23 protein-coding genes and 1 pseudogene are annotated in these 20,943 nt (G+C 50.7%); 22 read left to right on the top strand and 2 right to left on the bottom strand.

Going from position 1 to position 20,943, the window contains the following annotated elements:
* Positions 1-264 (bottom strand): annotated as a pseudogene (locus CD000_RS15500) (RNA-guided endonuclease TnpB family protein); the annotation flags it as partial.
* Positions 265-554: 290 nt separating this feature from the next.
* Here CD000_RS15500 and CD000_RS15495 point away from each other — a divergent pair.
* The 8 genes from CD000_RS15495 (at position 555) to rsmI (ending at position 7,053) form a co-directional block, all read left to right on the top strand.
* On the top strand, positions 555-761 hold the full coding sequence (locus tag CD000_RS15495) for a sigma factor G inhibitor Gin (protein WP_011229538.1): 207 nt from the start codon (positions 555-557) through the stop codon (positions 759-761).
* A gap of 170 nt (positions 762-931) precedes the next feature.
* Positions 932-2,365, top strand: a complete 1,434-nt coding sequence (locus CD000_RS15490) for an aminotransferase class I/II-fold pyridoxal phosphate-dependent enzyme (protein ID WP_025039043.1) — start codon at positions 932-934, stop codon at positions 2,363-2,365.
* Between the two features lie 26 nt (positions 2,366-2,391).
* Positions 2,392-3,024 carry a dTMP kinase gene (gene tmk / locus CD000_RS15485; protein ID WP_014194560.1) on the top strand — a complete coding sequence of 211 codons (633 nt, stop codon included), beginning with the start codon at positions 2,392-2,394 and terminating at the stop codon, positions 3,022-3,024.
* A 79-nt stretch (positions 3,025-3,103) separates the two neighbouring features.
* Complete coding sequence (gene holB, locus CD000_RS15480) at positions 3,104-4,096, top strand: DNA polymerase III subunit delta' (RefSeq protein WP_021322628.1); 993 nt, start codon at positions 3,104-3,106, stop codon at positions 4,094-4,096.
* A 14-nt stretch (positions 4,097-4,110) separates the two neighbouring features.
* Positions 4,111-4,938: a PSP1 domain-containing protein gene (locus CD000_RS15475; protein ID WP_096225981.1), complete on the top strand. Its 828-nt coding sequence runs from the start codon at positions 4,111-4,113 to the stop codon at positions 4,936-4,938.
* Between the two features lie 15 nt (positions 4,939-4,953).
* The gene (gene yabA / locus CD000_RS15470) at positions 4,954-5,316 is read left to right on the top strand and encodes a DNA replication initiation control protein YabA (protein ID WP_011229543.1); all 363 of its coding nucleotides are present in this window, start codon (positions 4,954-4,956) and stop codon (positions 5,314-5,316) included.
* A gap of 60 nt (positions 5,317-5,376) precedes the next feature.
* On the top strand, positions 5,377-6,126 hold the full coding sequence (locus tag CD000_RS15465) for a tRNA1(Val) (adenine(37)-N6)-methyltransferase (RefSeq protein WP_096225980.1): 750 nt from the start codon (positions 5,377-5,379) through the stop codon (positions 6,124-6,126).
* Positions 6,127-6,141: 15 nt separating this feature from the next.
* Positions 6,142-7,053, top strand: a complete 912-nt coding sequence (gene rsmI / locus CD000_RS15460) for a 16S rRNA (cytidine(1402)-2'-O)-methyltransferase (RefSeq protein ID WP_096225979.1) — start codon at positions 6,142-6,144, stop codon at positions 7,051-7,053.
* A 16-nt stretch (positions 7,054-7,069) separates the two neighbouring features.
* On the opposite strand, the gene CD000_RS15455 is transcribed toward rsmI, so the two are convergent.
* Entirely contained in the window at positions 7,070-7,369 is a 300-nt protein-coding gene (locus tag CD000_RS15455) for a transition state genes transcriptional regulator AbrB (RefSeq protein ID WP_011229546.1), read from the bottom strand.
* Between the two features lie 396 nt (positions 7,370-7,765).
* Between CD000_RS15455 and metG the strand changes: the two genes are divergently transcribed.
* From metG to CD000_RS15380, 14 genes are all read left to right on the top strand, one after another.
* On the top strand, positions 7,766-9,718 hold the full coding sequence (gene metG / locus CD000_RS15450) for a methionine--tRNA ligase (RefSeq protein WP_014194565.1): 1,953 nt from the start codon (positions 7,766-7,768) through the stop codon (positions 9,716-9,718).
* A 136-nt stretch (positions 9,719-9,854) separates the two neighbouring features.
* A complete protein-coding gene (locus tag CD000_RS15445; protein WP_013143959.1) occupies positions 9,855-10,625 on the top strand; it encodes a TatD family hydrolase in 771 nt (256 codons plus the stop codon).
* A 200-nt stretch (positions 10,626-10,825) separates the two neighbouring features.
* Complete coding sequence (locus CD000_RS15440; RefSeq protein ID WP_096225978.1) at positions 10,826-12,031, top strand: G5 and 3D domain-containing protein; 1,206 nt, start codon at positions 10,826-10,828, stop codon at positions 12,029-12,031.
* A 257-nt stretch (positions 12,032-12,288) separates the two neighbouring features.
* On the top strand, positions 12,289-12,852 hold the full coding sequence (gene rnmV / locus CD000_RS15435; RefSeq protein WP_096225977.1) for a ribonuclease M5: 564 nt from the start codon (positions 12,289-12,291) through the stop codon (positions 12,850-12,852).
* A complete protein-coding gene (gene rsmA, locus CD000_RS15430; protein ID WP_096225976.1) occupies positions 12,845-13,726 on the top strand; it encodes a 16S rRNA (adenine(1518)-N(6)/adenine(1519)-N(6))-dimethyltransferase RsmA in 882 nt (293 codons plus the stop codon). Before rnmV ends, rsmA begins: the two co-directional genes overlap by 8 nt.
* A gap of 140 nt (positions 13,727-13,866) precedes the next feature.
* Positions 13,867-14,766, top strand: a complete 900-nt coding sequence (yabG, locus tag CD000_RS15425) for a sporulation peptidase YabG (protein WP_014194570.1) — start codon at positions 13,867-13,869, stop codon at positions 14,764-14,766.
* Positions 14,767-14,948: 182 nt separating this feature from the next.
* On the top strand, positions 14,949-15,206 hold the full coding sequence (gene veg, locus CD000_RS15420) for a biofilm formation stimulator Veg (RefSeq protein WP_011229553.1): 258 nt from the start codon (positions 14,949-14,951) through the stop codon (positions 15,204-15,206).
* Positions 15,207-15,456: 250 nt separating this feature from the next.
* Entirely contained in the window at positions 15,457-15,636 is a 180-nt protein-coding gene (locus tag CD000_RS15415) for a small, acid-soluble spore protein, alpha/beta type (RefSeq protein ID WP_013143961.1), read from the top strand.
* Positions 15,637-15,855: 219 nt separating this feature from the next.
* Positions 15,856-16,728, top strand: coding sequence for a 4-(cytidine 5'-diphospho)-2-C-methyl-D-erythritol kinase (gene ispE, locus CD000_RS15405; protein WP_096225975.1), 873 nt, complete (start codon positions 15,856-15,858; stop codon positions 16,726-16,728).
* Between the two features lie 55 nt (positions 16,729-16,783).
* Positions 16,784-17,605: a pur operon repressor gene (purR, locus tag CD000_RS15400; RefSeq protein WP_014194574.1), complete on the top strand. Its 822-nt coding sequence runs from the start codon at positions 16,784-16,786 to the stop codon at positions 17,603-17,605.
* Positions 17,606-17,647: 42 nt separating this feature from the next.
* Positions 17,648-18,022, top strand: coding sequence for a RidA family protein (locus CD000_RS15395; RefSeq protein ID WP_011229557.1), 375 nt, complete (start codon positions 17,648-17,650; stop codon positions 18,020-18,022).
* A gap of 125 nt (positions 18,023-18,147) precedes the next feature.
* A complete protein-coding gene (gene spoVG, locus CD000_RS15390) occupies positions 18,148-18,438 on the top strand; it encodes a septation regulator SpoVG (protein WP_003247437.1) in 291 nt (96 codons plus the stop codon).
* A 132-nt stretch (positions 18,439-18,570) separates the two neighbouring features.
* Positions 18,571-19,947 (top strand): bifunctional UDP-N-acetylglucosamine diphosphorylase/glucosamine-1-phosphate N-acetyltransferase GlmU, encoded by a 1,377-nt coding sequence (glmU, locus tag CD000_RS15385; protein WP_023634490.1) that lies wholly within the window; start codon positions 18,571-18,573, stop codon positions 19,945-19,947.
* Positions 19,948-19,959: 12 nt separating this feature from the next.
* On the top strand, positions 19,960-20,907 hold the full coding sequence (locus CD000_RS15380; protein ID WP_096225974.1) for a ribose-phosphate diphosphokinase: 948 nt from the start codon (positions 19,960-19,962) through the stop codon (positions 20,905-20,907).
* Positions 20,908-20,943: the final 36 nt, after the last annotated feature.

Genomic DNA, 20,943 nt, shown 5'->3' with positions numbered 1-20,943 from the left:
ACCAAAGAACCAAAGAAAGGCTTCATTGACCTTTTTTAAAATTTGCTGTGCCATGTTGCTGTTTAACAGCTTATAGTTTTCGTTAGTTTTGGCAAGATGATCGTTTTTCTCATAATTAAGAAATTCCTTGTGTTCAAAATAGTATTGTCTGACATTGTACAATCCGACGTTGTACATGTTCTTGGCAATATGGCACAGTTCTCGAAGAGTCAAGTATTCTTCTTTGGTCAAACCATTTAGCTGTTGTTTGATACAAAAATACATTTTTTCACCTCCCATCTAACTATATGATACTATATTTTACTGAATCTATCCTGTTTTCAGCCAAATATAGTTAAGGCGATTCATCTCCCACTTACTCCGCTTCGCTTCGTTGAAGTGGGAGTCTTCTCGCCTAATTAAGATAAACGAGTAGCCAGTTGCATTGGTGCAATTGGCTGTTTTCGTTTTTTGAGGAAAAAACGATAAGGACCCGCTCCATGTCTCTCTTCCTTTCATCTACTAGTATAGAATGTTAGCAATGTGGGAAACATAGAGGATGGGAGGTGGAGAGCGTGAGGACATCAATAGCAGACCGGAATCAACGCGAACATGTATGCATCGTTTGTGAACAGGAAAAAAAGGAAGGGATTTTCCTTTTTGGCCATTTTCTTTGTTTGGACTGCAACCGGGCGATTGTGCAAACGAATACGGACGACCCGAACTACTCGTTTTATGTGCGGCAGCTGCGCAAAATGTTTACATCGAAAATTCACTCGTAATCAGGGCCTGCATTTGGGCCTGTTTTTATTTGCGATTGACGCGACTCGTGCGTTTTTTCGGGCGTTTGTGATACTATATGTTTGATGTTTCTCCTGCATATCCCATGCATTTCGGCAGTCTGCCCGGATGATGGCCGTTCTGGGACAGACAGCAAGGAAAGAGGATGATGATGGATCAAACGAAAACTCCTTTATATGACGCTCTCGTGCACCATTGGGCGCGCCGCCCGGTTTCGTTTCACGTGCCGGGACATAAATACGGCGCTTTGTTTTCGAAACGAGGGAGAGATATGTTTGCGCCGCTGTTGGCGTTGGATGCGACGGAAATTTCCGGCTTGGATGACTTGCATCATCCTGAGTCGGTGATTGCCGAGGCGCAGGCGCTGGCGGCGGAGCTGTATGGCGTTAGGGAGACGTTTTTCCTTGTGAACGGTTCGACGGCAGGGAATTTGGCAATGATCGCCGCCGTGTGTGATGGAAAGAGGAAGAAAGTGATTGTACAACGCAATTGCCATAAATCGGTGATGCATGCATTGCAACTCATGGAAGCCACTCCTGTTCTACTTGCTCCCGAGTTTGATCGTGATGTGTGTGTCGCTTCGCACATTCGTCCTAAAGCGGTCAAAGAGGCGTTGGCGCTTCATGATGATGTTGCTGCGGTTGTATTGACGAACCCAAATTATTATGGAATGGCCGCCGATTTGACAGAAATCGTCCGTCTAGTTCATGAACATGGCATTCCGGTGCTGGTTGATGAGGCGCATGGCGCCCATTTCGTTGTCGGCCCCCCTTTTCCGACATCGGCGCTTCGCTATGGCGCCGATGTTGTCGTGCAGTCGGCGCATAAAACGTTGCCGGCGATGACGATGGGAGCGTTTTTGCATGTAAACAGCGAGCGGGTTGATCTTGAGCGGTTGAAATATTTTTTGCAGTTGTTTCAGTCAAGCAGCCCGTCTTACCCGATTATGGCGTCGCTCGATTTGGCGCGGAGTTATGTCGCCCAGCTTTCAAAAAGCGATGCGGCGGCGATCGTGGCAGAAATTGAGAAGTTTAAAGCAGCCTTGGCCGATATTGACGGGGTGGCAGTCGTTTGTTCCCGCCATTTTGGCGTACAGACCGACCCGCTGAAAGTAACGGTGCAGACGCGCTGTTCCTTGACCGGGTATGAACTGCAACGTTGGCTTGAGCGCGAAGGGGTGTTTGTCGAGCTTGCTGATCGAATGAACGTGCTTTTCGTTTGCCCGCTGGCGGTAACCGGGCGGCTTCAGGAAGCAGCGGAGAAAATCAAACGAGCGTGGCGCGATTTGCCAGATGGCGAGGCGCCGGTGTGTGACGCTTCGCCTTTTCTCGGACCGCTTCTATCGGTTTTAGTCCCGTATAATGAACTGCGCCATTTGCGGACAAAAGCTGTGGCGCTCGAGGAAGCTGAAGGACATATAGCGGCGGAAACGGTCATTCCATATCCGCCTGGGGTGCCGCTCGTGTGGGTCGGAGAACGGATCGGCCGCGGCCATATTGAACAGATCCGCCAGCTTCTTTGTCAGCGGGCGCACATACAAGGCGGAAGCCGGCTGAAAGATGGTCAGCTGGTTGTATACGAATAGGAAGGATGGAAAGGATGCCGCGAGTGATGAACGGATGCTTTTTTTCGTTTGAAGGACCGGAAGGAGCCGGCAAAACGACGATGATCAGCAAATTGGAGTCGTTGTTGCGTGAGCGGGGGATTGACGTCGTGGCGACGAGGGAACCGGGCGGGGTGCGCATTGCCGAGGCGATTCGCTCAATCATTTTAAACCGTGATTATACGGAAATGGACGGGCGGACGGAGGCGCTTTTGTATGCGGCGGCGCGCCGGCAGCATTTGCTTGAGAAAATCGTGCCGGCGCTTGAGGCTGGGTGCGTCGTCCTTTGCGACCGGTTTGTTGACAGTTCCCTCGCCTACCAGGGATTTGCCCGCGGGCTTGGCATTGAGGAAGTATGGAAAATTAATGAGTTCGCTATTGATGGGTATATGCCGTCGCTGACGATTTATTTTGATATCGATCCGCAAATTGGGCTTGAACGAATCCGACGAAACCGCAGCCGGGAAGTGAATCGGCTTGACCTTGAAACGTTGTCTTTTCATGAGAAGGTGCGAGAAGGGTATCGGGAACTCGCCAGACGGTTTGCTGACCGCATTGTCGTCATCGACGCGAACCGCCCGCTTGATGATGTATTCGCTGAAACAACGGCCGCGGTGCTTTCCCGTTTGAAAGGAAGATGACAGCGCCATTTCCATGAATCCGACCGTGATGATTCCTAGTGGACATGATAGAATAGAAACAAGAAATCAAGGAAGAGTGATGGCGATGCGATGGGAACAGCTAGCGAAACGCCAGCCGGTGGTGGCGAAAATGCTGCAAAGCGGCTTGGAAAAAGGGCGGATTTCTCATGCGTACTTGTTTGAGGGGCAGCGGGGGACGGGCAAAAAAGCGGCCAGTTTGTTGTTGGCGAAACGTTTGTTTTGTCTGTCCCCAATCGGAGTTTCCCCGTGTCTGGAGTGCCGCAACTGCCGGCGCATCGACTCCGGCAACCACCCTGACGTCCGGGTGATCAGCCCAGACGGAGGATCAATCAAAAAGGAACAAATCGAATGGCTGCAGCAAGAGTTCTCGAAAACAGCGGTCGAGTCGGATAAAAAAATGTACATCGTTGAGCACGCCGATCAAATGACGACAAGCGCTGCCAACAGCCTTCTGAAATTTTTGGAAGAGCCGCATCCGGGGACGGTGGCGGTATTGCTGACTGAGCAATACCACCGCCTGCTAGGGACGATCGTTTCCCGCTGTCAAGTGCTTTCGTTCCGGCCGTTGCCGCCGGCAGAGCTCGCTCAGGGACTTGTCGAGGAGCACGTGCCGTTGCCGTTGGCGCTGTTGGCTGCCCATTTGACAAACAGCTTCGAGGAAGCACTGGCGCTTGCCCAAGATAGTTGGTTTGCCGAGGCGCGAACATTAGTGCTACAATGGTATGAGATGCTGGGCAAGCCGGAGCTGCAGCTTTTGTTTTTCATCCACGACCGCTTGTTTCCGCATTTTTTGGAAAACCATCAGCTTGACCTTGGACTTGATTTGCTTTTATATTTATACCGCGATTTATTGCATATTCAAGCCGGGCAGATGGACGGCGTGTTATACCGCGATCAGCTGGACCGCCTGCAACGATGGGCGCTTGCTTGCCCGCAGCGGCGGATTTTGGCTGGCATGGAAGCGATTTTACAAGCGAAAACGCGTTTAAATACAACAAATATGAGCACAGCGTTGCTTGTTGAGCAGCTCGTTCTTCAATTAAAGCGGTAAAGGAGGGAGAGCCGTTGTATACGGTAGTCGGCGTCCGTTTTAAAAAAGCAGGGAAAATTTATTATTTTGACCCTGGCGATGCCGTTATTCCCGTCGGCGAATTCGTCATTGTCGAGACGGTCCGAGGCATTGAGTACGGAAAAGTCGTCATCGCCAATAAACAAGTCGACGAAAACGACATCGTGCTGCCGCTCAAAAAAGTGATCCGCGTGGCGAATGAGAAAGATAAATGGATTGTAGAAGAAAACAAAAAGGCGGCGCGCGAGGCGTATGACATTTGCTTGCGCAAAGTGGAGGAGCACGGGCTGGAAATGAAGCTCGTCGATGTGGAATATACGTTTGACCGCAATAAAGTGATCTTTTATTTCACTGCCGATGGGCGCGTCGATTTCCGCGAGCTTGTGAAAGACTTAGCGTCGATTTTCCGCACGCGCATCGAGCTGCGGCAAATCGGGGTGCGCGATGAGGCGAAAATGCTTGGCGGCATCGGGCCGTGCGGCCGCATGCTTTGCTGTTCGACGTTTTTAGGCGATTTTGAACCGGTGTCGATCAAAATGGCGAAAGATCAAAACTTGTCGCTCAATCCAACGAAAATTTCCGGGCTGTGCGGCCGGCTGATGTGTTGCCTGAAATATGAAAACGAAGAGTATGAGACGGCGAAAGAACAACTCCCGGATTTAGGGGAATATGTCGAAACACCGCACGGCTTCGGCAAAGTCGTCGGCTTGAACATTTTAGAGCGGGTGCTGCAAATCGAGCTTCCAGAATTCGGACGGGTCGTCGAATATACACTCGATGAGCTGATGAAAAACGGGACGTCGTCCATTCGCGTCGAGGATTAATTTGGGGTGGGGCCAGTGGAAAAAGTAGATAAAAAAGAAGTGTTTCGATCAGTGGCCAATATGGAAGAGCAACTTAGTTATTTTTACCGCGAGCTGGTGCAGCTGAAACAGCGCGTAACGGAGCTGTTAGAAGAGAATCACCAGCTGCAAATCGAAAATGCTCATTTGCGCCGTCGGCTTGAACAATTGTCAGAAGCATGGGAAGAAGGCAAACGAAAAGGGGACAAACATGGCAAAAAACTCATCGACATTGGCGAAGGGTATGACAATTTAGCCCGCCTTTACCAAGAAGGGTTTCATATTTGTCACATCCATTACGGAAGCATTCGCACCGAGGGCGATTGTTTGTTTTGCTTGTCGTTTTTGAACAAAAACTAAAGGCAGCGCCACCCTTTCCGTTTCGGAAAGGTTATTTTTTTCAATGGAGGATCGTGCGTCATGGTGGAATTGTACGAGGATGAACGGCTCGATTATTTGTTTAACGAAGAGCTCCGCATCATTCAAAGTCCATCTGTATTTTCGTTTTCCCTTGATGCCGTGCTCCTTGCTCATTTTGCCTATATGCCGATTCAAAAGGGGCAGATTGTTGATTTGTGCACGGGCAACGGGGTGATTCCCCTCTTGTTGAGCCGGCGAACAAAAGGGACGATCATCGGCATCGAAATTCAAGAACGGCTTTGCGACATGGCGAGGCGAAGCGTGCAATACAACGGGCTTGAAGGACAAATCGAGATCATACACGGCGACATTAAAGAAGCGCCGCAACGGATCGGTTACAGCCGGTACGATGTCGTCACGTGCAACCCCCCGTATTTTCCGGCAGTCGGCAAAGACGAACTGAGCAAAAATGAACATATCGCCATCGCCCGCCATGAAATTTATTGCACCCTAGAGGATGTGATTCGAGTCAGCAGCCAGCTGTTGAAGCAAGGAGGGAAGGCGGCGTTCGTCCACCGGCCCGGGCGGCTGCTTGATCTTGTGACGCTCATGCGCCAATACCGTCTTGAGCCGAAACGGCTCCGCTTTGTGTACCCGAGAGAGGGCAAAGAGGCGAACATGATTTTAATTGAAGGGACAAAAGACGCAAGCCCGGACTTAAAAGTGTTGCCTCCGCTTGTCGTGTATAATGAGAATAACGAATATACTGAGGAGACGAAGCGGATCTTATATGGCATTATTTCATCTTAAAGGGGCGGAACAAGGATGCTTTGGCAGCAAAAAAGTTTTACCGAACAAACGGAGCAAGGGACACTGTACATCGTGCCGACGCCGATCGGCAATTTGGAGGATATGACGTTTCGTGCGGTTAGGACGCTTCAGGAAGCTGACGTCATCGCCGCCGAGGACACAAGGCAGACGAAAAAGCTGCTCGCCCATTTCGGCATTCATACGCCGCTCGTCAGCTACCATGAGCATAATAAATACGCGAGCGGCCGGCAGCTTGTCGAATGGCTGAAGGAAGGAAAAACGGTGGCATTGGTGAGCGACGCCGGGATGCCCGGCATTTCCGATCCGGGTTATGAGCTTATTGTTGCGGCGCTTGCCGAGCGCTGCCGCGTCGTCCCTCTTCCTGGAGCGAACGCGGCATTGACAGCGCTTGTCGCCTCCGGGCTGCCCACGGACCGCTTTTTGTTTGTCGGCTTTTTGGAACGGGCGAAAAAAGAGAAAAAAGAGCAGCTGCTGTCATTAAAAACAGCGGCGGAGACGTTAATTTTTTATGAGGCGCCCCACCGCTTGAAAGAAACGCTCGCTCTTATGTATGATATATTCGGCAATCGGCGCATCGCTCTTGGCCGCGAGTTGACGAAACGGTTTGAGGAGTTCATCCGCGGCGATTTAAGCGATGCGGTCGCCTGGGCGGAAGAACATGACATCCGCGGTGAATTTTGCCTCATTGTCGAAGGGGCGCGAGACGGGAATAAACAAGAGCAAGAGGGAGAGGAATGGTGGCAGCCGCTTTCGCTTGTCGAACATGTCGATTATTATATTCGCGAGCACAGCCTTTCCGTCAAGGAGGCGGTGAAACAGGCGGCCGGTGATCGAAATATGTCGAAACGCGACGTTTATCGGCAGTATCATCAACAGCAAGAAGAAGAAAAAAAAGAGTTTCTCTGAAGCCAGAGAAACTTTTTTATTCTTTTTCTTTGTCTGTTGCTGCTTCTAGATGCTGTTGGATCTCCTGCAGCAAAATTTCTGCGCCTTCGCGGCTTAAAATGATTTTGCCGCCGGCCAGTTTGAAGTTGTCGTCCGACACTTCGCCGGTGACGACACACGTCATGTTCGGCTTATACTTTTTCAAAATGATGCGGTCATCGTCAACATAAATTTCCAACGCATCTTTTTCGTTAATATCCAACGTACGTCGCAGCTCAATTGGAATGACGACGCGGCCTAACTCATCGACTTTACGCACGATCCCTGTCGATTTCATCGTCGATTCTCCTCTCCGCAAAAAAGTTTTTTGTCGTTTATTCGTCAATATTCGACAAATTTCCTACAACCTAATCATATCAGTGTTTCCATTAAGCGTCAATCCTTTAATATGTAAAATTTAAAAAAAATGTATATTGTTATTTCAAAAAAAAGTTTGTTTAGAAAGAAAGGAGAAAACGAATGAATTTGCCCATCTAAACTCTATCCTTGTATAACAAATTCGCAGCGATGGCTGAAAACGCGGCCGTATTTTTGCCGGTTTGGGTATATTTTTTCAGCCCACGAGAAATAGATGTTTTTGTAGAATGAAAAAATTATGTAAAATAGAAGTAACGCCGCTCTCGTCGCCGGACGGGGGCTTTTGTGCTCAACAGTACGAGGGAGGGCCTAACCGATGGAGAAAAAAACGTTTTATTTGACGACGCCGATTTATTACCCGAGCGACCGCCTGCATATCGGTCATGCTTACACAACGGTGGCGGGGGACGCCATGGCTCGCTATAAACGGATGCGCGGCTACGATGTCATGTATTTGACCGGCACCGATGAGCATGGGCAAAAAATTCAGCGCAAGGCGGAAGAAAAAGGAGTAACGCCGCAGCAATACGTCGATGAGATCGTCGCTGGCATTCAGGAGCTATGGAAGAAGCTCGACATTTCCTACGACGATTTTATTCGCACAACGCAGGAGCGGCATAAAAAAGTCGTCGAACAAATTTTCACCCGTCTTGTCGAACAAGGCGATATTTATTTGGGCGAATATGAAGGCTGGTATTGTACGCCGTGCGAATCGTTTTACACTGAGCGGCAGCTTGTGGACGGCAACTGTCCGGACTGCGGCCGGCCTGTTGAGAAAGTGAAAGAAGAGTCCTATTTCTTCCGGATGAGCAAATATGTCGACCGCTTGTTGCAATATTACGAAGAAAATCCCGATTTTATCCAACCGGAATCGCGGAAAAATGAGATGATCAACAACTTCATTAAGCCGGGGCTTGAGGATTTGGCTGTGTCCCGGACGACGTTCGATTGGGGCATTAAAGTGCCAGGCAATCCGAAGCATGTCATCTATGTCTGGATCGACGCGCTTGCCAACTATATCACAGCGCTCGGCTACGGCACGGACAACGATGAAAAGTTCCGCAAATATTGGCCGGCGGACGTCCATTTGGTCGGCAAAGAAATCGTCCGTTTCCATACGATTTATTGGCCGATTATGTTGATGGCGCTCGGCTTGCCGTTGCCGAAAAAAGTATTCGGCCATGGCTGGTTGCTGATGAAGGATGGAAAAATGTCCAAATCGAAAGGAAATGTCGTCGACCCAGTGACGCTCATCGACCGGTATGGGCTTGATGCGCTCCGCTATTATTTGCTGCGGGAAGTGCCGTTCGGCGCTGATGGCGTGTTTACGCCGGAAGGATTTATTGAGCGCATCAACTATGACTTGGCCAACGACTTAGGCAACTTGTTGCACCGTACTGTGGCGATGATCGAGAAATATTTCGACGGCGTTATTCCGCCATACCGCGGGCCGAAAACACCGTTTGACCAAGAGTTGGCGCAAACGGCGCGCGAAGTGGTGCGTCAATATGAAGAAGCGATGGAGGGAATGGAGTTTTCCGTTGCGCTCGCCGCTGTTTGGCAGTTGATTAGCCGGACGAACAAATACATCGATGAAACGCAGCCATGGGTATTGGCGAAAGACGAACAGAAACGGGATGAGCTTGCCGCCGTCATGACCCACTTGGCTGAATCGCTTCGCCATACGGCGGTGCTGCTCCAGCCGTTTTTGACGCGCACGCCGGAGCGCATGTTCGCTCAGCTCGGCATCACTGATCATTCATTAAAAGAATGGGACAGCTTGTACGATTTCGGCCTCATTCCGGAAGGGACAAAAGTGCAAAAGGGAGAACCGCTCTTCCCGCGCCTCGACATCGAAGCGGAAGTGGAGTACATTAAGGCGCATATGCAAGGGGGCAAACCGGCCGCCGAACCGGTAAAAGAGGAAAAAAAAGCAGCGGAGGCGGCGGAAATTTCGATTGACGAGTTCGCCAAAATCGATTTGCGCGTCGCTGAAGTCATCCATGCCGAACGGATAAAAAACGCCGATAAGCTGTTGAAGCTTCAGCTTGACCTTGGCGGCGAGAAGCGGCAAGTGATCTCCGGCATTGCTGAGTTTTACAAACCAGAAGAACTAGTCGGCAAAAAAGTCATTTGCGTCGCCAATTTAAAACCAGCCAAGCTTCGCGGCGAATGGTCGGAAGGCATGATTCTAGCCGGAGGCAGCGGCGGGGAATTTTCGCTGGCGACGGTTGATCAACACGTGCCGAATGGAACGAAAATCAAATAACGGTTTGCTTGGCAGGGGGGTGTTGCGCTTGACACCTCCTTGTCGCTATTTTGTAATGGAAATGTTAACGAAATGTGACGTATGTAACCAATTTCTATGCTACACTTAACATCAAGGTGGAAAAGAGGGCATTAGTATGCTGTTTGATACGCACGCACATTTGAATGCAGTCCAATACGAAGAAGATTTGGAACAAGTCATTGAACGCGCCCGCGATGAAGGGGTTTCACACATTGTCGTCGTCGGGTTTGACCGTCCGACGATCGATCGGGCGATCGAGCTGGCCGAGCGGTATCCGTTTATTTATGCGGCGGTTGGCTGGCATCCGGTTGATGCGATCGAGATGACGGACGATGATTTGCAGATGATTGAACAGCTCGCCGCTCACCCGAAAGTCGTGGCGCTCGGCGAGATGGGGCTTGACTACCATTGGGATAAATCGCCGAAAGACGTGCAACAAGAGGTGTTCCGGCAGCAAATCCGGCTGGCTAAAAAGGTGAAGTTGCCGATCATTATTCATAACCGTGAGGCGACGGCAGATATTTTAAAAATTTTGCAAGAGGAAAACGCCGCCGAAGTCGGCGGGATTATGCATTGTTTCAGCGGCAGCGTCGAGGTGGCCAAACAGTGCATGGACATGAATTTTCTCATTTCCCTTGGCGGACCAGTCACGTTTAAAAATGCGAAAAAACCGAAGGAAGTGGCGAAGGAGATTCCACTGAGCCATTTATTGATCGAAACCGATTGTCCATATTTAACGCCTCACCCTTTCCGCGGCAAACGAAACGAGCCGAGCTATGTCAAATACGTTGCCGAAGCGATCGCACAGATCAAAAACATTTCTTTTGCCGAAGTAGCGGAAACAACGGCGGAAAATGCCAAAAAATTGTTCGCCATCGACCGCTAAAATTAGGCGTCGAACAGCGGGGAAGCTTGTCGAAGGTGCGGCGAAGACGATAAAATTCTACAAATTCAGCCGATATGAGCCAACCGCGTGTCGACAAGTCTTCCTTCCTTTTTCACTGAATTTTCTGCATAATAGAGTATGCTCGTGCGTACATGTTAAAGGGAGAGGGGAATTCCGTAGAAAAAGGAGGCGTTCATCTGATGTTGCCGAATGGGAGGAAATGGCTGGACTTATGGAGGAAAAACGTGACCGTCACAGCGGGCGGGTTTCTCGCCATCTCCGCGACGACAGGGGTTGCTGGATATGAGATGGCCAAAGACGATGTGACGCTGATCAAAAACGGAAACAAACAAGAAATTCGCACTCATGCGAAAACGGTGAAAGAGCTGCTTGCGGAGCAAAACATTCAACCGCGCAAAGAAGATTATGTTTATCCGTCTCTCCACTCACCGGTCACCGACGATCTCCATATCGTTTGGGAAGCGAGCAAAGAAGTGACGCTGACGGTCAATGGAAAAAAGAAAAAGATATGGACGACAGCCGATACAGTCGCGGAGCTGCTCCGTTCGCAGCACGTGGCAGTCGGGCCGTATGACAAAGTGGCGCCGGCGCTTTCGGCGAAAATTCAAAAAGGCATGGACATCGGCGTTGAAAAGGCGTTTCCAGTCCACGTCAATGTCGGCGGTAAACAACAGCAGGTATGGACAACTTCGACTACGGTCGCTGACTTTTTGAAGCAGCAAGGGATTCAGCTAGGTCAACTCGATCGGATAGAGCCCTCCTTGCACGAAATGGTCAAAGAACAGATGACCATTTGTGTGGTCCGAGTAAAAAAAGTCACCGATGTAGTGGAAGAACCCGTCGACTTTGCCGTGGTGACAAAACGGGACGACTCATTGCCGAAAGGAGAGCGGCGCGTCATTCAGCCTGGAGAAAAAGGGATGGTTCAAAAAACGTATGAGGTGACATTGGAAAACGGCAAAGAAACGGCGCGCAAACTAATCGCTGCGAAAACGCTAAAAGAAAGCAAGGCGCGCATTGTCGCCATCGGCACGAAAACTGTGCGCTCAGCTGCCGCGCCCGACCGCCCGTCCTCGCGCGGCTCGGACCATGCCGCGAAGGAATTTTACGTCACCGCCACCGCCTACACTGCCTATTGTGCAGGCTGTTCAGGCATAACAAGCACGGGCATCAACTTGCGCAAAAATCCTTCCGCTAAAGTGATTGCGGTCGACCCGTCCATCATCCCCCTTGGGTCGAAAGTGTATGTGGAAGGATACGGATATGCCATTGCCGCTGACACCGGCTCAGGCATCCGCGGATATAAAATTGATGTGTTTTTCCCGGAACGGTCGGATGCGTTTGGTTGGGGCAGAAAGCGCGTGAAAATACGGGTATTGCCATAGAGATGCGATGGGAGAACGAAGCGGAGGGTTTTTTCCCTCTGCTTTTTTTCGCTATAATGGCATTGTGCCGCGACAATGCGCGCCGTTTCTGCTAAATTAGACGATGCAAACGGAAAAAAAGTTTCAGCGAAATTCAAAAAATAATAAGGGAATGAAGCGGCTTTCGGCGATGATTCGCCTTACTTTTGATTTTACCGGAAAGGAGGCATTGCAGAAATAGGAAAAAGAGACGATTCCGTTGTTTCTGCAATGGGAGGATGAAGATCAAAGAAGTGATCGTTGTGGAAGGAAAAGATGATACGGCGGCGATCCGGCGCGCCGTCGATGCCGATACAATCGAGACAAACGGAGCAGCAGTGGGCGCGGATGTCATTGAGCGGATCAAGCTGGCGAAAGAGCGCCGCGGCGTGATCATTTTTACCGATCCCGATTTTCCCGGCGAAAAAATTCGCCGCACGATTGCCGAACAGGTGCCGGGGTGCAAGCATGCCTTTTTGCCGCGCGAGGCAGCCAAAGCGAAAAACGGCAAGGGCATCGGGGTTGAGCACGCGTCCCCTGACGAAATCCGTCAGGCGCTCGCCAACGTGTATGAAGAGGCGTCGGATTGGAAGGAAGAAATTACGTTTGCTGAACTGATCGAGGCTGGGTTGATCGGCGGTGCGATGGCGCGCCGGCGGCGGCAGCGTCTCGGCGAGGAGCTGAAAATCGGCTATGCGAACGGTCGGCAGTTTCATAAGCGGCTGCAAGTGTTCCGCATTTCCCGTGATGCTTTTTATGCCGCGTTAGCGCACGTGATGCAGGAGGAGGCAGACGATGTATAAAGATATTGCAACACCGCGGCGGACGAAAGAAATTTTGGAGCGATATGGCTTTTCGTTTAAAAAGAGCCTTGGGCAAAACTTTTTGATCGATGCGAACATTTTGCGGAAAATCGTGGATGTTGCCGACATCTCCCCTGATACAGGAGCGATTGAAATCGGACCGGGCATCGGAGCGTTGACGGAACAATTGGCGCGACGGGCGAAAAAAGTCGTCGCTTTCGAAATCGACGGCCGACTGTTGCCCATTTTGGCCGACACGCTGTCTCCTTATGACAATGTGCGCATCTTTCACCAAGATGTATTAAAGGCCGACTTGCATGCCGTCATCGCCGAGGAACTGGCTGATGTAAGCGACCGGATGGTCGTCGCCAACTTACCTTATTATGTGACGACACCGATCATTATGAAGCTGCTTACCGAGCGGTTGCCGATCCGAGGCATGGTCGTCATGCTGCAAAAAGAAGTCGCCGACCGTCTTGCCGCTAAGCCAGGGACAAAAGATTACGGCTCGCTGACGATCGCTGTGCAGTATTATACCGAAGCGGAAGTCGTTATGACGGTGCCGCGCACCGTCTTTATGCCGCAGCCGAACGTTGATTCTGCTGTCATCCGGCTCGTAAAGCGGCAGCATCCGCCTGTTGTTGTCGACGATGAGGGCGTGTTTTTCCAAGTGGTGCGGGCAAGCTTCGCCCAGCGCCGCAAAACGCTGTTCAACAACTTAACAAACAATTTGCCGGGAGGAAAAGAGAACAAAGAGCAAATTGAACGAGTGCTCGTTGCTTTGGGCATTGACCCGCGCCGCCGCGGAGAGACGCTTGACATCGCTGAGTTTGCTTCATTAAGCAACGCGTTGGCACCGCTTTTCGGCAAATGAAGGAGTCGTAAAGAAAGCGCTCCTCTAGGGGGGCAGCGGTCTTTTCGTCAACCAAAGCCGTCCAAACAGGCGTCTATCACCTATTGTCCGCACGTGCATATCGTATGGATGACAACGATTATGCAATGGAGTGAGCGGTGATGGACGTCATTAAAATCGGCGATATTGTCGCCCGCAAGTCTTACCAATGTGATTTATTGTTCCGAGTGATTGATATTAAAGAAAAAAACGGCGAGTGGGAAGCGATTTTGTATGGTGAAGACGTGCGCCTCGTCGCGGACGCTCCGTGCAGCGATTTAGTCGTCATCGATGAGCAGGAGCAACAGGAACGGAAAAAGCGGGAAATCGAGCTGATCGAACAATCGTATCGGCTTTTTCGCCAAGATTATCAGGCGATCAAGCAAAAAGTCGAATATCGGGCGACCGGCGGATACCGGGTGGAGAAAGATTTTTTTCAAATTCCGGGGCGCGTTCTTCATTTGGATGGCGACCCGTTATATTTGCGCAAATGTATGGATTTGTATGAGCGGATCGGCGTGCCGGTGCACGGCATTTACTGCGAGGAAAGCGAAATGCCGGAAAAAGTTGGCTACTGGATCGAGCAGTTTCGCCCTGATATTTTAGTCATCACCGGGCATGATTCGTATTCGAAGTCAAAAGGAAAGGTGCATGAGTTAAAAGCGTACCGCCATTCGCGCCATTTTGTGCAAACGGTGAAAGAGGCGCGCAAAAAAGTGCCCCATTTGGACCAACTGATCATTTTCGCCGGCGCCTGCCAGTCGCACTTTGAGTCGCTCATCCGCGCTGGGGCGAATTTTGCCAGTTCACCAGCGCGGGTGAACATTCATGCTCTGGACCCCGTCTATATCGTTTCGCGCCTCAGCTTCACCCCGTTCACCGAAACGGTCGACGTATGGGATGTGTTGCGCAACACGTTAACTGGGGAAAAGGGGCTTGGTGGGGTGGAAACGAAAGGCGTGCTCCGCACCGGGATGCCGTTTCGCCTCATTGAGAATCGAGAGGAAAACCGCCGCAGTTGATGGGCGGTTTTTTCTATACGTCCGTCACATTTTTTTACAAAAAAGTTCCACATCACACATAAAAAGAAGGATATTGTAGAAAAATATACATTGACAGAAATAAAAATGCCCTGATATAATTTTTATTTTTTGACTTTAGACATCATCTTTGTTATAATTACAAATAGTGAGGTGGATGATGAATGCCAAAGACTTTATCCGATATTAAAAAAACGCTGGATTCCAATATCGGGAAACGGTTGACGCTGCGGGCCAACGGCGGACGCAGAAAAATGATTGAGCGTTGTGGTATTTTGGCGGAAACATATCCATCCGTATTTGTCATTGAGCTGGATCAAAAAGAGAATTCGTTTGAACGCGTATCGTTCAGCTACGCCGACGTATTGACAGAGACAGTAAAGTTGACGTTTTGGGATGATGAGCAAGCAGGGGGGCAGTAGACAGATTTGTTTGCTGCTTTTTGTTTTTTGTTTTGTCATAAATAGGTGACGTGAACTACTCCCACTTCGTTTTGTTTGAAGCGGGAGTTTTCTTTCGGAACTATGATAAAACCACCCTCTTTATTTCATACTAAAACTGCCGCAGCCGCCTTTTGCCCGGCCAAATGCAAAGCCGGCTTGTTGATGCGCCGGCGGGTTGCCAAACGTTTCATGCCATAGCGCCAATGAACATGGAAAGGGGTTGCTGACATTGGGTCGACGCCGCGGGATTATGTCGCAACGCTTGAAAGAAGAGCTGGCGAAAGAGTTGGGCTTTTACGATGTCGTGCAACGTGAGGGGTGGGGCGCCATCCGCGCGAAAGACGCAGGAAACATGGTCAGATTGGCGATTGAACGGGCGGAGCGGCAGCTGGCCGGAACAACGGAATAGCGCCGGCAGCGGGGCGTGTTGCGGCGAGGGTGTCCCGAACGGGGCGCCCTTTTTTGCATACATATATTGTTTGGCGTCGTCGCCAGAACATGGTAATATGATAAAATGGGTTGACGAAAGAAAGGCGGATGAGACGGGGCAAAGACGGCGGAGACGGAAAGCAGCCGATGGATGCCGATCCGCTTATTCATGATTGCGCGTGGAAGCAGGTGAGGATGAGTGAGGTTGTCGATAAAAGCGCCGGCGAAAATCAATTTGTCACTCGACGTTCTTTATAAGCGCCCGGATGGTTACCATGAAGTGAAAATGGTGATGACGACGATCGATTTGGCCGATCGCATTGAGCTTGTCGCGTTGCCGGAGGAAGATGCGATCCGCATCGTTTCGCAAAACCGCTTTGTGCCGGATGATTGCCGCAACTTGGCGTATCAGGCGGCTAAGCTTCTTAAAGAGACGTTTTCGATCCGCCAAGGGGTGGCCATTTCGATTGCGAAGCATATTCCGGTGGCTGCCGGATTGGCGGGAGGAAGCAGCGATGCGGCGGCGACGCTGCGTGGGTTGAACAAGCTTTGGCAACTTGGATTAACGATGGATGAACTGGCAGAGCTCGGGGCGAAAATCGGATCAGATGTCGCTTTTTGCGTCTACGGCGGAACCGCCCTGGCGACGGGGCGCGGGGAAATCATCACTCCGATCGCTTCGCCGCCGCCGTGCTGGGTTGTGCTGGCCAAGCCCCCGATCGGTGTATCGACGGCGGAAGTGTACCGAAACTTGGAACTTGAGCGTGTCAGCCATCCAGACGTCGATGCGATGGTGAGAGCGATCGAGCGGCAAGATTATGCGGCGATCTGCCGGTTGGTCGGCAATGTTCTTGAGGAAGTGACGTTGAAAAAATATCCGGAAGTCGCGCATATTAAAGAACAAATGAAGCGGTTTGGCGCTGATGCGGTGCTGATGAGCGGCAGCGGGCCGACCGTGTTTGGACTGATCGAGCACGATTCGAGAATGCAGCGGGTATACAATGGGCTGCGCGGCTTTTGTGACCAAGTGTTTGCGGTGAGAATGTTAGGAGAACGACATTCTCTTGATTAAACACGTACATTTTTGTTAAAATATATTTATAATATTCGGTTTCAGGAGGTCGGCTATGAAGCTAAGGCGAAGCGGCCGTTTAGTTGATATGACGCATTATCTTCTTGAACGGCCACATCAGCTCATTCCGCTTACATTTTTTGCCGAGCGGTACGAATCGGCCAAATCGTCGATCAGCGAAGATTTGGCCATCATTAAGCAGACGTTCGAGCAGCAAGGAATCGGAACCGTTCGGACGCTGCCCGGCGCTGCCGGTGGCGTGCAATACATTCCAAAAATGGCTGCTGAGGAAGCGGAAGAAGTGGTTGCGTATTTGTGTGAACAACTGTCGCGTCCGGATCGGCTTCTTCCCGGCGGATATTTGTATATGACCGACATTCTTGGCGATCCCCGTATTATGAACAAAATCGGCCGCCTTTATGCGTCGATGTTTGCCGACCGTCCGGTGGATGTCGTCATGACGATCGCCACCAATGGGATTCCGTTCGCGTATGCCATCGCCAACTTTTTGTATGTGCCCGTTGTCATCGTCCGCCATGACAATAAAGTGACAGAAGGACCGATGGTGAGCATCAATTACGTATCCGGCTCGTCCAAACGCATCCAAACGATGGTCCTATCGAAGCGCAGCTTAGCGGAAGGAGCCAATGTGCTCATCGTCGACGATTTTATGAAGGCGGGGGGTACAATCAACGGCATGATCAGTTTGCTGCAGGAGTTTAACGGCAATGTCTCCGGCATTGGCGTGCTCGTCGAGTCGGAGGAGGCGAAAGAACGGTTGGTCGACGAATACATTTCACTCGTCAAACTGTCCGAGGTCGACGTAAAAGAAAAGCGGATCGCTGTCAAAGAAGGCAATTACAAAGCGTTTTTATAGCACTCGCTGCTTGACATAAAAATCAAGAAAGGAGACTGGCTCATGAGAAAGGTAGAGACAACGAAGGCGCCGCAAGCGATCGGCCCATATTCGCAAGGGATCATCGTCAACAACATGTTTTACAGCTCGGGGCAAATCCCGCTCACTCCAGAAGGGGAATTGGTGAAAGGCGACATTCAAGCGCAGACGCATCAAGTGTTCCAAAACTTGAAGGCCGTATTGGAAGCGGCCGGCGCTTCGCTCGATACGGTGGTGAAAACGACCGTATTTCTGAAAAATATGGATGATTTCGCGGCCATGAATGAAGTGTACAGCCAATACTTCCCGAACCATAAGCCGGCGCGCTCGTGCGTGGAAGTAGCCCGGCTGCCGAAAGATGTCCTTGTCGAAATTGAAGTCGTTGCCCTCGTTCCGTAATGATTAGCCCCACTTTTTCCCTACATAAAAATTTATAAAAAATTTTTCGAAAAAAGAAGGAAATGACTCGAGCACGTGGAATTAATTACATCGAGTCTCATATAGGGGAAAAGGTGGTGAGCAAAATGGAAGTGACAGACGTAAGATTACGCCGCGTCAATACCGAAGGACGGATGAAAGCGATCGCCTCCATTACGTTGGACAACGAGTTCGTCGTCCATGACATCCGCGTCATCGACGGAAACAATGGGCTGTTCGTCGCGATGCCGAGCAAGCGCACACCAGATGGGGAGTTCCGTGATATCGCTCATCCGATCAATTCCGCCACGCGCGGGAAAATCCAGGAGGCGATCCTCGCTGAATATCACCGCCTCGGGAAGTTGGAAGAAGAACTTGAAGAAGCTGGCGCTTCGTAAACATATGAAAGGGAGCTTAGGTGAAATTCACCAAGCTCTCTATTTTTTTGGCAACCGCATTGTTTCCTTGAAAAGTGCCACTGATTCATATATATTCAATTATGGATAAAAGGGTAATTGGAGGCCTTTCACATGAAGCGATATGCGGTCATTTTGGCGGCCGGACAAGGGACGAGGATGAAATCAAAGTGGTATAAAGTGCTTCATCCCGTTTGCGGCAAGCCAATGGTTCAGCACGTCATCGACCAAGTGTCGAAGCTTGGGGTGGAAAAAACGATTGCGGTAGTGGGATTTGGGGCGGAACAAGTGAAAGAACAGCTCGGCTCTCAGTGTGAATATGCCCTGCAGGAGGAGCAACTCGGGACGGCGCATGCAGTAATGCAGGCGGCTCCGCATTTGCGCGGTCTTGAAGGAGTGACGATTGTCGTCTGTGGGGATACGCCGCTCATCACCGCTGAGACGATGGAGACGCTCGTCGAGCATCATATGGCCGCCAAGGCGAAGGCGACCGTATTGACGGCCATCGCTGATGATCCGTCCGGATATGGCCGCATTGTCCGCAACCAGGCTGGCCATGTCGAGAAAATTGTCGAACATAAGGATGCGAGCGAGCAAGAGCGGAACATTCGCGAGATTAACACGGGAATCTATTGCTTTGACAACCAGACATTGTTTCAAGCGCTTACAAAAGTGACCAACCACAACGCTCAAGGTGAATATTATTTAACGGATGTGATTGAAATTATCAAAGCCGACGGCGGCGTTGTATCCGCCTATCAGGCGCCGTCGTTTGAGGAAACGATCGGCGTAAACGACCGCATCGCCCTCGCCGAAGCGGAGCGGATCATGCGTGCTCGAATTTGCCGTCAGCATATGAAAAACGGGGTCACGATCATCGATCCGGCTTCCACTTATATTTCCGCCGAGGCGATGATCGGACGCGACACGGTCATTTACCCCGGCACGGTGATTGAAGGCGAGACGGTGATCGGTGAAGACTGCGTCATTGGACCAAATTCGGAAATTAAAAATTGCTATATCGGCCATCGCACATCGATTCGCCATTCGGTCGCCCATGACAGCGAGATTGGTTCGGATGTGACGATCGGCCCGTTCGCCCATATTCGACCGCTGTCAAAAATCGACGATGAGGTGCGGATCGGCAATTTCGTCGAGGTGAAAAAATCGACGTTCGGCAAAGGAAGCAAGGCGCCGCATTTGAGTTATATCGGCGATGCTGAAGTCGGCGCCGATGTCAATCTTGGCTGCGGGTCGATTACGGTCAACTACGACGGCGTGAATAAGCATATGACCAAAATCGAAAATGGGGCGTTTATCGGTTGCAATGTCAATTTGATTGCACCGGTTACGGTAGGACAAGGCGCTTACGTCGCCGCCGGATCGACGATCACGAATGACGTCCCCGGTCGCGCGCTCGCCATTGCCCGCGCCCGGCAAGTCAATAAAGAAAATTATGTCGATCGCCTGCCAGGCAAGAAAAAATCTTAGCGGAGGTCTATCATGTCTGACTGTCAGCATCAATTAAAATTGTTCGCTCTGAACTCGAACATGAAGTTGGCGAAGGAAATTGCAGAAGTCATGGGAATCGAGCTTGGCAAATGTTCCGTTTCCCGTTTCAGCGACGGGGAAATTCAAATCAACATTGAAGAAAGCATCCGCGGCGACGATGTGTTCGTCATTCAATCGACGAGCGTGCCGGTCAATGAGCATTTGATGGAGTTGCTTATCATGATCGACGCGTTAAAGCGCGCCTCGGCCCGCACGATCAATATCGTGATGCCGTATTACGGCTATGCCCGTCAAGACCGGAAAGCGCGTTCGCGCGAACCGATTACAGCGAAGCTGGTCGCCAACTTGCTCGAGACGGCCGGAGCGTCGCGCGTCATCACGCTTGATTTGCATGCCCCCCAAATTCAAGGATTTTTCGATATTCCAATCGATCATTTGATGGGTGTGCCCATTTTGGCGGATTATTTCAAAAGCAAACAATTGGAAGATATTGTCGTCGTCTCTCCGGACCATGGGGGTGTCATAAGGGCGCGCAAGCTCGCCGACCGCTTGAAAGCGCCGATTGCCATTATCGATAAGCGCCGGCCGAAGCCGAACGTGGCGGAAGTGATGAACATTGTCGGGCAAGTGGCGGGGAAAACGGCCATTTTGATTGATGACATTATCGATACGGCCGGCACGATTACACTCGCGGCCAACGCTCTAGCGGAAAGCGGAGCGAAGGAAGTGTACGCGTGCTGCACCCATCCGGTGCTGTCTGGTCCAGCGATCGAGCGCATTCAAAGTTCCAAAATTAAGGAACTGGTCGTCACCAATTCAATTGCCTTGCCAGAAGAGAAAAAAATTGATAAAATTGTAGAGCTGTCGGTGGCTCCGCTTATTGCTGAAGCGATTACGCGCGTGCATGAAATGAAGTCTGTCAGCGTCCTGTTCGACTAACGCAAGAAAACATGTTTAGCCCTTCTTGTTTTAGGA

The organism is Geobacillus sp. FJAT-46040 (assembly GCF_002335725.1).
In the GTDB taxonomy this organism is placed as follows: domain Bacteria; phylum Bacillota; class Bacilli; order Bacillales; family Anoxybacillaceae; genus Geobacillus; species Geobacillus thermoleovorans.
Note: the sequence above shows the minus strand (reverse complement) of the source record. Positions and strands in the feature narration are given on the sequence as shown.

Excerpts from the sequence above, each read along its gene's own strand:
- CD000_RS15490 (WP_025039043.1), top strand. The coding sequence starts at position 932 with ATGGATCAAACGAAAACTCCTTTATATGACGCTCTCGTGCACCATTGG.
- tmk (WP_014194560.1), top strand. The coding sequence starts at position 2,392 with ATGAACGGATGCTTTTTTTCGTTTGAAGGACCGGAAGGAGCCGGCAAA.
- holB (WP_021322628.1), top strand. The coding sequence starts at position 3,104 with ATGGCGATGCGATGGGAACAGCTAGCGAAACGCCAGCCGGTGGTGGCG.
- CD000_RS15465 (WP_096225980.1), top strand. The coding sequence starts at position 5,377 with ATGGTGGAATTGTACGAGGATGAACGGCTCGATTATTTGTTTAACGAA.
- rsmI (WP_096225979.1), top strand. The coding sequence starts at position 6,142 with ATGCTTTGGCAGCAAAAAAGTTTTACCGAACAAACGGAGCAAGGGACA.
- CD000_RS15455 (WP_011229546.1), bottom strand. The coding sequence starts at position 7,369 with ATGAAATCGACAGGGATCGTGCGTAAAGTCGATGAGTTAGGCCGCGTC.
- metG (WP_014194565.1), top strand. The coding sequence starts at position 7,766 with ATGGAGAAAAAAACGTTTTATTTGACGACGCCGATTTATTACCCGAGC.
- CD000_RS15445 (WP_013143959.1), top strand. The coding sequence starts at position 9,855 with ATGCTGTTTGATACGCACGCACATTTGAATGCAGTCCAATACGAAGAA.
- CD000_RS15440 (WP_096225978.1), top strand. The coding sequence starts at position 10,826 with ATGTTGCCGAATGGGAGGAAATGGCTGGACTTATGGAGGAAAAACGTG.
- rnmV (WP_096225977.1), top strand. The coding sequence starts at position 12,289 with ATGAAGATCAAAGAAGTGATCGTTGTGGAAGGAAAAGATGATACGGCG.
- rsmA (WP_096225976.1), top strand. The coding sequence starts at position 12,845 with ATGTATAAAGATATTGCAACACCGCGGCGGACGAAAGAAATTTTGGAG.
- yabG (WP_014194570.1), top strand. The coding sequence starts at position 13,867 with ATGGACGTCATTAAAATCGGCGATATTGTCGCCCGCAAGTCTTACCAA.
- veg (WP_011229553.1), top strand. The coding sequence starts at position 14,949 with ATGCCAAAGACTTTATCCGATATTAAAAAAACGCTGGATTCCAATATC.
- purR (WP_014194574.1), top strand. The coding sequence starts at position 16,784 with ATGAAGCTAAGGCGAAGCGGCCGTTTAGTTGATATGACGCATTATCTT.
- CD000_RS15395 (WP_011229557.1), top strand. The coding sequence starts at position 17,648 with ATGAGAAAGGTAGAGACAACGAAGGCGCCGCAAGCGATCGGCCCATAT.
- spoVG (WP_003247437.1), top strand. The coding sequence starts at position 18,148 with ATGGAAGTGACAGACGTAAGATTACGCCGCGTCAATACCGAAGGACGG.
- glmU (WP_023634490.1), top strand. The coding sequence starts at position 18,571 with ATGAAGCGATATGCGGTCATTTTGGCGGCCGGACAAGGGACGAGGATG.
- CD000_RS15380 (WP_096225974.1), top strand. The coding sequence starts at position 19,960 with ATGTCTGACTGTCAGCATCAATTAAAATTGTTCGCTCTGAACTCGAAC.